The organism is Staphylococcus pragensis (assembly GCF_004785665.1).
Lineage (GTDB): Bacteria > Bacillota > Bacilli > Staphylococcales > Staphylococcaceae > Staphylococcus > Staphylococcus pragensis.
This window is the reverse complement of record NZ_SRPJ01000007.1, coordinates 1-14,025: the sequence shown is the minus strand read 5'-3', so window position 1 is coordinate 14,025 and position 14,025 is coordinate 1. Positions and strand designations below refer to the sequence as shown.

The 14,025-nt window shown below is 35.0% G+C and carries 11 protein-coding genes and 1 rRNA gene; 2 read left to right on the top strand and 10 right to left on the bottom strand.

Annotated elements, in window-relative coordinates:
• Positions 1-355 precede the first annotated feature (355 nt).
• The 7 genes from gltX to E2558_RS10090 all read right to left on the bottom strand — a co-directional run bounded on the left by gltX (position 356) and on the right by E2558_RS10090 (position 9,392).
• Complete coding sequence (gene gltX / locus E2558_RS10120) at positions 356-1,810, bottom strand: glutamate--tRNA ligase (protein WP_126566050.1); 1,455 nt, start codon at positions 1,808-1,810, stop codon at positions 356-358.
• Positions 1,811-2,193: 383 nt separating this feature from the next.
• Positions 2,194-3,261, bottom strand: coding sequence for a PIN/TRAM domain-containing protein (locus E2558_RS10115; protein ID WP_126566052.1), 1,068 nt, complete (start codon positions 3,259-3,261; stop codon positions 2,194-2,196).
• Positions 3,262-3,287: 26 nt separating this feature from the next.
• Entirely contained in the window at positions 3,288-4,652 is a 1,365-nt protein-coding gene (gene radA, locus E2558_RS10110; protein ID WP_103297551.1) for a DNA repair protein RadA, read from the bottom strand.
• Between the two features lie 200 nt (positions 4,653-4,852).
• Positions 4,853-7,327 carry an ATP-dependent Clp protease ATP-binding subunit gene (locus E2558_RS10105; protein ID WP_126566054.1) on the bottom strand — a complete coding sequence of 825 codons (2,475 nt, stop codon included), beginning with the start codon at positions 7,325-7,327 and terminating at the stop codon, positions 4,853-4,855.
• Positions 7,328-7,342: 15 nt separating this feature from the next.
• On the bottom strand, positions 7,343-8,350 hold the full coding sequence (locus tag E2558_RS10100) for a protein arginine kinase (RefSeq protein WP_126566056.1): 1,008 nt from the start codon (positions 8,348-8,350) through the stop codon (positions 7,343-7,345).
• On the bottom strand, positions 8,343-8,906 hold the full coding sequence (locus E2558_RS10095; protein WP_126566059.1) for a UvrB/UvrC motif-containing protein: 564 nt from the start codon (positions 8,904-8,906) through the stop codon (positions 8,343-8,345). Before E2558_RS10095 ends, E2558_RS10100 begins: the two co-directional genes overlap by 8 nt.
• Before the next feature lie 24 nt (positions 8,907-8,930).
• Complete coding sequence (locus E2558_RS10090) at positions 8,931-9,392, bottom strand: CtsR family transcriptional regulator (RefSeq protein WP_103297547.1); 462 nt, start codon at positions 9,390-9,392, stop codon at positions 8,931-8,933.
• Positions 9,393-9,548: 156 nt separating this feature from the next.
• Between E2558_RS10090 and E2558_RS10085 the strand changes: the two genes are divergently transcribed.
• A complete protein-coding gene (locus tag E2558_RS10085; protein WP_126566061.1) occupies positions 9,549-10,763 on the top strand; it encodes a NupC/NupG family nucleoside CNT transporter in 1,215 nt (404 codons plus the stop codon).
• Between the two features lie 104 nt (positions 10,764-10,867).
• Here the strand turns inward: E2558_RS10085 and pdxT are convergent, their stop codons facing one another.
• Both pdxT and pdxS read right to left on the bottom strand, forming a co-directional pair.
• A complete protein-coding gene (gene pdxT, locus E2558_RS10080) occupies positions 10,868-11,422 on the bottom strand; it encodes a pyridoxal 5'-phosphate synthase glutaminase subunit PdxT (protein WP_126566064.1) in 555 nt (184 codons plus the stop codon).
• A 3-nt stretch (positions 11,423-11,425) separates the two neighbouring features.
• Complete coding sequence (gene pdxS / locus E2558_RS10075) at positions 11,426-12,313, bottom strand: pyridoxal 5'-phosphate synthase lyase subunit PdxS (protein WP_126566066.1); 888 nt, start codon at positions 12,311-12,313, stop codon at positions 11,426-11,428.
• A gap of 98 nt (positions 12,314-12,411) precedes the next feature.
• On the opposite strand from pdxS, the gene pdxR reads away from it, so the two are divergent.
• Positions 12,412-13,776: a MocR-like pyridoxine biosynthesis transcription factor PdxR gene (pdxR, locus tag E2558_RS10070; protein ID WP_126566068.1), complete on the top strand. Its 1,365-nt coding sequence runs from the start codon at positions 12,412-12,414 to the stop codon at positions 13,774-13,776.
• 122 nt (positions 13,777-13,898) lie between these two features.
• Here the strand turns inward: pdxR and rrf are convergent.
• Positions 13,899-14,013, bottom strand: a 5S ribosomal RNA gene (rrf, locus tag E2558_RS10065).
• Between the last annotated feature and the right edge of the window lie 12 nt (positions 14,014-14,025).

The following is a 14,025-nucleotide window of genomic DNA, read 5'->3' as shown; positions in this document are numbered from 1 at the left end:
TAATTAATTCCACAATTACGACTACTCAATCTAAATTTTAGTTAATAAAAAAGCACCTCTAACACATATATGCTAGAGGCGCTACCGCACGGTTCCACTCTGTATTTAGATAAAGATTACCCATCCTTCTATTCATCAAGACAGTCTCTTTATCATACTCATTTACATATTCAATTGATTCTTAATACAAAGGTGCATTCAATATTGATAATGATGTGCTCGCAGCTACCGCACACTCTCTGAATACATTATCTGATATTTACTAATCCTTTGTTTCATGTGTAACCTAATCATATGAGCTTTAATGTAAAATTTCAAGTACAAAGCTACATCCACCGTCGTTCAAATCTTTGTTTTAAACGTGTTTTTTCAAGCGTGATAACACTTTGTCTCTACCTAATACTTCGATAGTATTTGGTAATTCAGGACCATGCATTTGACCAGTAACAGCTACACGAATTGGCATAAATAGTTGTTTACCTTTAATGCCAGTTTCTTTTTGAACTTCTTTAATTGTCTTCTTAATCTCTGCAGCTTCAAATGGTTCTAATGCTTCTAATTTACCATATAAATGAGACATTAATTCAGGTACTTGTTCACCATTAAGTACTTCTTGTTCTTCTTCACCTAATTCAGGCATTTCTTTAAAGAACATTTCTGATAATGGTACGATTTCGCCGGCATAACTCATTTCTTTTTGGTAAAGTGCAATAAGTTTACGGCCCCATTCTTTTTCTTCTTCATTAGGTTCAGCAGAAATTAAGTTTGCTTTAATTAAATGAGGTAAAGCAAGTTCAAATACTGTTTCGTTATCTTTCTCTTTCATATATTGGTTGTTAACCCAAGCAAGTTTTTGTCTATCAAACATTGCTGGTGATTTAGAAAGACGTTTTTCATCAAAAATCTTAATAAATTCTTCTTTAGAGAAGATTTCTTCTTCGCCTTCAGGAGACCAACCTAATAATGTAATGAAGTTAAATAACGCTTCAGGTAAATAACCTAAATCACGGTATTGCTCGATGAATTGTAAAATTTGACCATCACGTTTACTTAATTTCTTACGCTCTTCATTAACGATTAATGACATATGACCGAAGCGAGGTGGTTCCCAAACAAATGCTTCATAAATCATTAATTGTTTAGGTGTGTTAGATACATGGTCATCACCGCGAATAACATCTGAAATTTCCATGTAATGATCATCGACTGCTACAGCAAAGTTATAAGTAGGAATACCATCTTTCTTCACGATAACCCAGTCGCCAATATTATTAGAATCAAATGAAATTTCGCCTTTAACCATATCATTAAACGTGTAAGTTTTATCTTGTGGTACACGGAATCGGATTGATGGTTTACGACCTTCCGCTTCAAATTGTTGGCGCTCTTCTTCTGTTAAGTGCGCATGTTTACCACCATAACGTGGCATCTCACCACGCGCGATTTGCTCTTCACGTTCTTTTTCAAGCTCATCTTCAGTCATATAACATTTATAAGCTTTGTCTTCATCTAACAATTGTTGAATAAGTGGATTATAAATATCACCACGTTCAGATTGACGATATGGACCATAGCCATTATCTTTATCCACTGATTCATCCCAATCTAAACCTAACCATTTTAAGTTCTCAAACTGAGAAGCTTCGCCATCTTTAAGGTTACGTTTACTATCAGTATCCTCAATACGCACTACGAAATCTCCATCATAATGCTTAGCAAATAAATAGTTAAACAATGCCGTTCTCGCATTACCAATATGCAAATATCCAGTTGGACTCGGCGCATATCTAACTCTTACGCGTTCACTCATTATATTCACTCCTAATAATTATTCATTAATCAATCACGGTTCATCTAACCACAGGGCACACTATAGGCACCTCAGAAACATCTTCTTCCATTAGAAAAAAGCTATCCCAAACTATCTATAAAGACGCGTTTTTGAATAACTTTCCTCACCCACTCTATACTTAGATAAAACGTCACATTTCTACACTATTGTAGCACTAAATCAACACTTTGATAAGTCTCACGTCATCTCCGTATACAGCATTTTTTATTTTTGAAAAGAGTGCCCTAAACAGCTAGCGTTCCACATGAAACCCATGCGTCTCTAACGATTCTGCTACCTCATCCATTTCGCATGTATTTCATGCTAGTTGTATAATATCATCGCTCACTCACTTAGCCACTCTAATTAACGTCACCTAATTTTTTAGCAAAAATAATACGTCCAGATGACGTTTGCAATAAACTGATGACTTCTAATTCTACTTGTTTACCCACAAGTTGCTTCGCATTGTCTACAACCACCATTGTACCGTCATCGAGATAACCTACACCTTGACCCGGTTCTTTACCCATCTTAGTTAATAAGATGTTAATATGATCGCCTTGATGCACATTCGGTTTAATTGCCTCAGATAAATCATTCACGTTTAACGCTTTAATCCCTTGTACATGACATACTTTATTTAAATTAAAATCTGTCGTAATGACATGCGCATGGTAAGATTGCGCCAATTCCACTAATAACTCATCGATATCACTATGTGATTTTTGAGGATGAATAACGCGCGTGGGATAATCCGAGTCGTATAATTTATTTAAAATATCCAAACCACGTTGGCCCTTTTCACGTTTCACACTGTCATTAGCGTCAGCTACCACTTGAAGCTCATTAATCACGCCTTGAGGTATAAGAATCTCCCCATCAATAAATCCACAACGGATAACATCTAGAATACGACCATCGATAATTGCACTTGTATCTAATAATTTAGGTATCGCACTGACATTATTTTTAGACATTGAACGTGCCATATTCTCTGGTAAAAACATAAGCATTTCGTCGCGCTTTTTCAAACCAAATTGGAAACCTAAGTAACATAATAGTAGTGTAATAATGATCGGCACTAAATGATTTAAAATGGAATTGCCAATCATTTCAAGTATGAAAGACGCCATCACTGAGATGAATAAACCGATAATAAGACCAAGCGTTGCAAATAATATTTCAACTGCACTTCGTTGTAGAATCCATTGTTCTACATTTTTTAATGTTTTAGTTACTTTATTTATAAACAAACCAAATATTAAGAAAAACAACACGATGCCTATGAAACCATCGACGTAGTAATTCGTTAAAATAGGATGATTCTTTATATTTAAATCATGGAGTATCTCGGGTATTAACAGAATCCCAAGCGATGTACCGAGGATGATATAGATAATCACTACTATACCCTTCAATACCTTCATAAATCTCACCTCTTTAGCCGTCTTAATTATGCTTTAAACGCATACTTTAAAGCTTCATGTACTGTTGACACACCTACTACACGAATACCTTCTGGGAACGTCCAGCCGCCAATATTCGTTTGAGGAATAATTACTCTTTCAAATCCTAACTTCGCTGCTTCTTGCACACGTTGTTCAATACGTGATACGCGTCTAACTTCACCCGTTAAACCGACTTCACCAATATAACAATCGAGGCCATCTACTGCTTTATCTTTAAAGCTGGAGGCAGTAGCTACAATCACACTTAAATCTACTGCAGGCTCTGTTAAACGTACGCCACCTGCTACTTTAATATAAGCATCTTGTTGCTGTAATAAATAATTTTCCTTCTTCTCTAATACAGCCATTAATAAACTTAAGCGATTATGATCAATACCAGTCGCCATACGTCTTGGGTTATTAAAAGTAGTTGGCGTTACTAAAGCTTGCACTTCAATAAGTAGTGGTCGCGTTCCTTCCATTGTTGCAACAATAGTAGAGCCCGGAACATTAGTTGAACGTTCTTCTAAGAACATTTCGGATGGGTTTTGTACACCCTTTAACCCGCTTTGTTTCATTTCGAAAATGCCCATTTCATTTGTTGAACCGAAACGGTTTTTAACTGCGCGCAAAATTCGATAAGCGTGATGTTCATCGCCCTCGAAATACAATACTGTATCTACCATATGTTCTAATAATCGTGGCCCAGCAATTTGTCCTTCTTTAGTCACGTGTCCAACGATAAAAGTAGCAATGTTCATTTGTTTAGCAATATTCATTAAACTTTGCGTACTTTCACGTACCTGTGAGACAGAACCAGGGGCCGAACTAATTTCAGGATGATATATCGTCTGAATAGAATCCACTACTAAAATGTCTGGTTGTTCTTGTTGTACAGTTTGGTGAATAACTTCTAAATCCGTTTCAGCTAAAACATTTAAATTACTTGAATCTTCTTCAAGACGATCTGCACGTAATTTAGTTTGATTTAATGATTCCTCACCCGTAATGTAGAGTACATTTAATTTTTGTGATAGCGATGCACAAATTTGTAATAACAATGTAGACTTACCGATACCTGGGTCACCACCGATAAGTACTAATGAGCCGCTAACAATACCGCCACCTAAAACACGGTTAAATTCTTTAGATTCTGTTTGAACTCTTGGTGTTGCTTCATGCTTAATATTGTTTAATTTTTGTACTTTAGCGCTAGACTCTTTAGCTTTAACGCCATGTTTAGGGTTTGCAGCTTTTTCAACTATTTCTTCCATTTGGTTCCATGCACCACAATTTGGACATTTACCCATCCATTTAGGTGTTTGGTAGCCACAAGCCATACACTCAAAAATCACTTTCTTTTTGGCCAAAATTGCACCTCCGATTTTTCTATGAACAAATCTATTTTATATGTATCGATTAATAATGACAAATGTAAAGATAGAAAAATAAGTGGCGCAGAAGTCTAATATATCATTAGAGCAAACTACACCACTGCTATATAAAAGCGAGGTCAAGACTTACTACTCGTCTTGACCTCGTATTATCATAATTAAATTTGATAAATCATTTACGCTTCAACGTCAGATGTTGTTTCTTCATCAGTTACGTCGTCATTATTTTTTTCACGAATATCATATTTAAATTCATTACCATCATGGTCGATGATAACTTCTTTACCTTCGATTTGATTACCTTCTAGGATTAATTCGCTTAAGTTATCTTCAATTGTTTTTTGAATCGCTCTGATTAACGGACGTGCACCGTATTCTGGATCATATCCTTCATCAGCAATTTTTTCTTTTGCTTTATCCGTTACAATGATATCAATATCTTGTTCTGAAAGACGTTTAGTTAATTTATTAACCATCATTGTTACGATTTCTTTCAATTCATCTTTAGTAAGTTTATGGAAGACGATGATATCGTCAACTCGGTTCAAGAATTCTGGGCGGAAAGCATTTTTCAATTCTTTCATCATTGTTTTACGAATTGTTTCGTAATCATGGCCCTCAGTGCCACCACCGAAACCAGCGAAACGTTGGTCTTGTAATTCTTGTGCACCTACGTTTGATGTCATGATAATTACTGTATTACGGAAGTCAACTTGACGCCCTTTAGTATCAGTTAAATGACCATCGTCAAGAACTTGTAACAAGATGTTAAATACATCTGGATGTGCTTTTTCGATTTCATCGAATAAAATAACTGAATAAGGTTTGCGTCTTACTTTTTCAGTTAATTGACCACCATCATCATGGCCTACATAACCTGGAGGCGCTCCGACTAAACGACTCACTGCATGTTTCTCCATAAATTCACTCATATCAACGCGAATCATAGCATCCTCTTCACCGAACATTGACTCAGCTAATGCACGAGCTAATTCTGTTTTACCTACACCAGTAGGTCCTAAGAAGATAAAGCTACCAATTGGACGTTTAGGATCTTTCAATCCAGCACGAGCACGACGCACTGCTTTACTAATAGAAGTGACAGCATCGTTTTGCCCAATAACACGTTGATGCAATGTGTCTTCAAGGTTTAATAAACGATCAGATTCTGTTTCGTTAATCTTAGTTAATGGAATACCAGTCCAACCAGCAATCACTTCAGCGATGTCTTCTTGAGATAATGAAGTAGATTGGCCACCTTGAGATGTTTTCCATTCATTTTTAGCATCTTCATATTGTTTTTCTAATTTAGTTTGTTTATCACGTAAGTTTGCTGCATTTTCGAATTCTTGTGCATGAACAGCAGCATCTTTTTCGTTTTTCACTTTTTCAATTTCTTGTTCAATTTCTTTTAAATTACTAGGTGTTGTATGATTTTTTAATCTTACTTTAGAACTAGCTTCATCAATTAAGTCGATTGCTTTGTCTGGTAAGAAGCGATCAGAAATATAACGATCACTTAATTTTGCAGCCGCTTCAAGTGCTTCATCTGAAATGTTAATGCGGTGATGTGCTTCATAACGATCGCGTAAACCTTTAAGGATAGCAATTGTATCCTCTACCGTAGGTTCGTCCACTTGAATAGGTTGGAAACGACGTTCTAATGCTGCATCTTTCTCGATGTTTTTACGATATTCATCTAATGTAGTAGCACCAATGCATTGTAATTCACCACGTGCTAACGCAGGTTTCAAAATATTTGATGCATCAATAGCACCTTCAGCGCCACCAGCACCTACTAATGTGTGTAATTCATCGATAAATAGAATGACATTACCTGCTTGATGAATTTCTTCCATTACTTTTTTCAAGCGTTCTTCAAATTCGCCACGATATTTTGTACCCGCAACAACTGTACCCATATCTAATGACATGACACGTTTATTTTTTAATGTTTCAGGTACTTCATTATTTACAATTGCTTGTGCTAAACCTTCAGCAATTGCTGTTTTACCCACACCAGGTTCACCGATTAAAACTGGGTTGTTTTTAGTACGACGGCTTAATACTTCAATCACACGTGTAATTTCTTTATCTCTACCAATAACTGGATCTAACGTTCCATCTTTAGCAATGACTGTTAAATCACGCGCTAAACCATCTAATGTTGGTGTGTTATTAGATTTATTTACTGTAGCATTTTTATTGCTCATTTCTGGGCTACCTAATGCTTTCACTACTTGTGCACGTGCTTTTGTAATATTTAAATCTAAATTGGCAAAGACGCGTGCTGCTACGCCCTCATTTTCACGGATTAAGCCTAATAAAATATGCTCTGTACCTACAAAGTTATGGTGTAGCTTTCTAGCTTCATCCATAGATAGTTCAATCACTTTCTTCGCTCTTGGTGTGTAATGAAGTGTGCCTGTTTGCTCTTGGCCGTGACCAATGAGTTTCTCAACTTCTTCAATCACTTTATCTTCTGTAATATTGAAGCTCTCTAAAACTTTAGCTGCGATACCTTCAGGTTCTTTCATTAAACCAAGTAATAAATGTTCTGTACCTATATTTGAATGGTTCAAACGGATTGCTTCTTCTTGCGCATGTGCCAACACACGTTGTGCGCGCTCAGTTAATCTACCAAATAGCATATCGTTCTATACCTCCTATTTTGTATGTTCTCTTAAAATATCTGCTCGACGTTGATTGACAGATACCGTTTCATCTTCGTCATTGTATAAGAATGCGGATTGTATGCTAACCATTAGCTCATTAAATTTAAAATTATTTAACGATAGATAGCCTAAATCTACGCCTAATTTCACTTCACTTAATCTATAAGACGCTTCTTCCATTGATATCATTCGGCTATTCTGTAATATGCCTAATGAACGATATATACGATCTAATGTTTCAAGTTCATTATATTGAGTTAATCGTTCACGGATTTGTTTTTCTTCATTAATAATCTGTTGAACAACTTCTGTTAAATTATCAATAATTTCTTCTTCAGTTTTACCAAGTGTAAGCTGATTTGAAACCTGATAAATATGTCCGTAAACTTGTGAGCCTTCTCCATATATACCTCGAATCGTAAATCCAAAACGATTAATTGTTTGAGCGATACGATTCATTCTTTTCATAATAGATAGGCCAGGTAAATGAAGCATGACACTTGCTCTCATACCCGTACCTACATTAGTAGGGCAAGTCGTCAAATAACCTAGATGCTCGTCATAACTTATATCAAGCTTTTCATCGAGCTGATCATCAATTTCAGAGGCCTGTTGATATAACTCATGTAATGATAAATCACTTCCCATTGCTTGAATGCGAATATGATCTTCTTCATTAAGCATGATACTCATCGATTCATCATTATTTAATAACACCGCTGAGGCAGGTTGTTTAATTAATTCAGGACTAATCAGATGTTTTGCCACTAGTTTCATTTTATTTTGTTGATCCATAGTATCTAGTCTCATCAATGTTAACTCAGGTAATGCGTCTTGAACTTCATTAATCACTCTAAAACCTGATTGCTCAGATGGAAACATTAATGGGTGGACATGATTTTCTAAATTACGCGCTAACCGAATACGTGACGACATAACGATAGGCGCTTCAGAAGTTTCTTTCATCCAATCACTAATGTGAGGGTTGATATCACTCATGACGTCCCACCTCGCTCTCATCTTTTAAGGCTTTAATTTCATCTCTAACCACAGCAGCCTCTTCGAAGTTCTGTTCTTCTATTAATATATTTAAATATTTTGTTTTTTCTTCAATCTGTTTTTTTATAGCAAGTTTTTTATGTGAAGAGCGAGGTGTTTTACCTATATGTTCAAATTGTCCACCTTGTACTCGCCTCACAATATCTATAATGTCCTCTTTGAATGTAGCATAACAGTTTGCACATCCAAATTTCCCTACATGCGCTATATCTTTTAACGTCATATTACATGTTGGACATCGTTTTTCTTCTTGAAAAGCCACTTCGTGAAAATTAATTCCATGTTTAGTAGCAAGATGTTGTAAAATTTGTTTCACCACAAATGCTTCTTCTATATCATCTTGAAACTGGGAATGTGACGACGTATGTTCATTTTGATGCCATGGATTATCTCCTTGCGCACAAATCGAACAGACCCACTTTTCAGAAGCACCTTCTTTACTTTTAACTGTGAGTTTAACCTCTGCTTCATTTAAATGACAATTTTCGCAAAGCACACATAGACACCTCGCTTTTCTCTATTAATAGTAATTAATAATTGGTAACAAACGTTTTAAAATATTTGCTCTAATAATATCTCTAGCAACCACGTCCATTTTTAACGTTTCACGATCGACAACAGCTTGTATCATTCGAGCTTCTCTTTCAGTAATTAGATTTTTATCTAATAGACCATCTAGAATGTAATACGCTTGTTGTTGTGAAATAGATGGCCCGATAAGTTGCATTAGGTGATTAATATACCCCGTTGCATCTTTATTTTCAATTTTTGTGATTCGGATGTAACCTCCGCCACCACGTTTACTCTCTATTTCATAGCCATGTTCATTTGTAAATCTTGTTTTAATCACATAATTTAATTGAGAAGGTACACAGTCGAAACGTTGAGCAATATTTGCTCTTTGAATTTCTACCACGTCTTCATTAGTTTCTTCAAATAATTTTTTAATGTATTGTTCTATGATGTCAGACATGTTGTGCATGATTTACCACCTCTTTTGACCTTCTTTGACTATATTATATGAGCATCTTTGACCTTTTTCAACCAATTTGTTTTTATAATTTTAAAAATTATGATGTTACTTACACTAATTTATTGTATTATATAAGGTAAAGTAAAAATTTAAAGGAGTAGAATCATGCATATTCTTATTGGGATTATAGGGATAATTTTCTTTTTAGCACTTGCATTTTTATTTAGCTCTGACAGAAAAAATATCCGCTGGCAATATGTTGGAATATTGCTTGTTATCCAACTTATTTTCGCGTTTATTCTATTAAAAACAACAGTAGGTATTACAGTCATTGGTGGAATCTCAGAAGGATTCAATTACTTATTACAAAAAGCAGCAGAAGGGGTTAATTTCGTATTTGGTGGATTTAAATATGTAGATCCTAAGAACCCACCATTCTTCTTTAGCGTATTATTACCAATCGTATTCATTTCAGCATTAATTGGTATCTTACAATACACTAGAATTTTACCTTGGATTATTAACGTGTTAGGTTTCTTAATTTCTAAAATTAATGGTATGGGACGTTTAGAATCTTATAACGCAGTAGCCGCTGCTATTTTAGGACAATCTGAAGTTTTCATTTCATTAAAACAACAGTTACCTTACATTCCTAAACAACGTTTATACACATTAACCGCTTCAGCAATGTCTACAGTATCAGCATCAATCATCGGTGCATACTTTACATTGATTGAACCTAAATACGTTGTAACAGCCGTTGTTCTAAACTTATTTGGTGGTTTCATTATCGCTTCAATCATTAACCCATATAAAGTTAATGAAGAAGAAGATAAATTATTAGTAGATGAGAGCGAAACGAAGAAACAATCTTTCTTCGAAATGTTAGGGGAATACATTTTAGATGGATTTAAAGTTGCCGTTATCGTTGGCGCTATGTTAATCGGTTATATCGCTATCATCGCATTATTAAATGGTTTAGTAAGTGGTGCCTTTAGTTTAGTATCTGGTGGTACAATTAAATGGGATTTCCAAACTTTAATTGGATTTGTCTTTGCTCCATTAGCATTCTTAGCTGGTGTACCTTGGGAAGATGCTGTTAAATCAGGTTCAGTAATGGCAACTAAATTATTATCTAATGAATTCGTTGCGATGCAATCATTAGGTCACTTAAAAGGTATCTCTGAACATGCGAAAGGTATTACTTCAGTATTCTTAGTATCATTCGCTAACTTCAGTTCAATCGGTATCATTTCAGGTGCTATTAAATCACTTAACTCTGAGAAAGGTGACGTCGTAGCCCGCTTCGGTCTTAAACTTTTATTCGGTGCGACATTAGTTTCATTCATCTCAGCAGCAATCGCTGGATTCTTTATTTAATATAGAGTTTAAATAAACCTAGAACTTTTCACTATGTAGAAAGTTCTAGGTTTTTATTTTTGAAAAAGGAGGCACTCATTTTGAGCGCCTCCTAAGAATTTATATTACTTAACCATGTGATCAATAAAGTACTGTGTCACTCTATAATCATCAGTTAATTCAGGGTGGAATGATACCCCTAAATATTTGCCTTGTTTAACGGCAACAATCTTGTCACCTACAGTACTCAATACTTCTACACCATCTTCTACGCTAGAGATATGTGGCGCACGTATAAATACACCATCTATATCTTCAGCAATGCCTTTAATATCAAGTTCAGCTTCAAAACTATCAACCTGTCTACCAAATGAATTACGTTCAACGGTAATATCCAATTTTTTTAAATATCCTGTTTCACCTTCGACATCTTTCGCAAGGACAATTAATCCTGCACATGTACCAAACATTGGTAAGTCAGACTGTTGTAACTTTTCCTTAAAACCATATAGATCCATAAGTCTTCTCAAAGTAGTAGATTCACCACCAGGAAGAATTAAGCCATCTATTTCATCTAATTGTTCAACCTTTTTTACTGCAATACCTTCGTGACCACTTAATTCAATATGTCGAATATGTTCACGCACGGCACCTTGTAATGCTAATACACCAATTTTCATAGCTTACCAACCACGCTCTTGCATACGTTCTTCTAATGAAATTTTGTTCATATCTAAACCTTTCATAGCAGTACCTAATTCAGCTGCTAATTTACCGATTAATTCATAATCTTGGTAATGAGTTGTAGCTTGAACAATAGCTTTAGCAAATTTCTCAGGGTCTTCTGATTTGAAAATACCTGAACCAACGAATACACCGTCAGCTCCTAATTCCATCATTAATGCAGCATCTTGAGGTGTTGCTACCCCACCAGCTGCAAAGTTAACTACTGGTAAACGGCCATTATCTTTAATTTGTTTTAACACTTCATATGGTGCACCTAACTCTTTAGCGTAAGTCATGATTTCATCATCATTCATTACTACTAAACGACTTACTTCAGAGTTAACTTTTCTCATATGTCTTACTGCTTCAACGATGTTACCAGTACCAGGTTCACCTTTAGTACGTAACATTGCTGCACCTTCACCAATACGACGTGCTGCTTCACCTAAATTACGGCAACCACAAACGAAAGGTACTGTGAATTGATCTTTTCTTAAGTGATATTCTTCATCAGCAGGAGTTAACACTTCTGATTCATCAATATAGTCTACGCCCATTGCTTCTAACACGCGTGCTTCAGTAATATGACCAATACGTGCTTTAGCCATAACAGGAATAGATACTGCATTCATAACTTCTTCAACAATCTTTGGATTAGCGCTACGTGCTACCCCACCAGCTGCTCTGATGTCAGATGGTACACGTTCTAAAGCCATAACTGCTACTGCACCTGCTTCTTCAGCAATTCTAGCTTGTTCTGCATTGACAACGTCCATAATAACGCCGCCTTTTTGCATTTCAGCCATTCCTCGTTTAACTCTATCTGATCCAACAATTTTAGACATATCATTTACCCCTTTTCCGATTGATTAAATCTATTTTAAGTTATAAACTGATATTTAAAAAGGTACAATTTATTTATAAAATTAGGGGCCAGTTTACTATGTCTAATAAACAAAAATTATATATTTCACTTTATGAAAAGTTAAAAAACCAAATTATCGAGGGTCAGTATCAAGCCAATGATAAATTCCCATCTAAACGCCAATTAAGTGAACACTTATCTTTAAGTCATACTACTATAGAACACGCCTATCAACTTTTGTTAGATGAGGGATTTATATATTCAAAACCACGTTCAGGTTATTATGTTTCAGATATTCAAGCCCTTCCTATCGTTAATACAAATGACTTTCAAATAAATACTGACAAAGAAGAATACATCGAATCTCACTATCAATATGCTTTTAATTTAGCTGAAATTGATGCAGAATATTTTCCTCTTCATTTATTTAGAAAATATGCTAAAGAAGTATTTGAAGATAATCAATTAGCGCTTTTAGATAAGGGCGATATACAAGGAGAGTTGTCATTAAGACAACAAATCGCTCATTACTTATTTAATAGTCGTGGCGTGTCTTCTCATCCTAAACAAATCATTATAGGTTCTTCGACAGAACAACTATTAAATATGGTCACAGAATTATTGAAAGATTCCTCATTTATTATAGAAAAGCCAAGTTATCCTCCTATTAAACAAGTATTAGATAAGAAAAATCATGATTATATCCAAGCTACAGTAGAAAAAGATGGCATAAACACTAATCAAGTTATTCATTCAAATAATGATATATTATATATTACACCTTCTCATCAATTTCCAACTGGCTATGTGATGAATTTAAAAAAAAGAACCCAACTGATTAAATGGGCACATCAAAAAGAAGAACATTATATTATTGAAGACGACTATGATTCAGAATTTAGATACTATGGTAAACCTATACCTGCTCTACAAAGTTTAGATAAAAACGAAAAAGTCATTTATATTAGTACATTTTCAAAATCATTATTTCCAAGTTGTCGTATTGCTTATCTTGTACTTCCAAATAAATTATTACAAAGATATTATGACATGCCACATAAAGAAAGTAATACGGTTCCCGTTCATATTCAACACATTATAGCTAATTTCATGGCTTCAGGTAGCTTTGAGCGACATTTAAATAAAATGAGAAGAATATATCGGGAGAAACTAGATTATATACTTAAACGTTTAAAACCATATAACGATCAACTACTCGTAGAAGGTGCGCTTACGGGGATGCATTTTACTATCAAAGTTATAAATGGTCTCACATTAAAAGAATGTATGGAAAATGCAGAACAATTAAGTTTAAAATTAAAAGTCTATCATTATGACAATATCGTACAAAAACATCCAAAATTTATATTAGGTTTTGGAGGTATACCAAACGACGAATTAGAAACACATACAAACGCATTAATAAAAGCATTAACTATATAAGAAAAGAAAGGTGAAGTACGAATCATTTTAATTACTGATTTGTGCTTCACCCTTCTTTTAGACATAAAAAAAAGAGACCTTGCGGTCTCGATATTGGCTCATCGCATCCATACGATTTAATTGCCTGGCAACGTCCTACTCTAGCGGAACGTAAATCCAACTACCATCGGCGCTAAGGAGCTTAACTTCTGTGTTCGGCATGGGAACAGGTGTGACCTCCTTGCCATTGTCACCAGACAAGTGAATGAT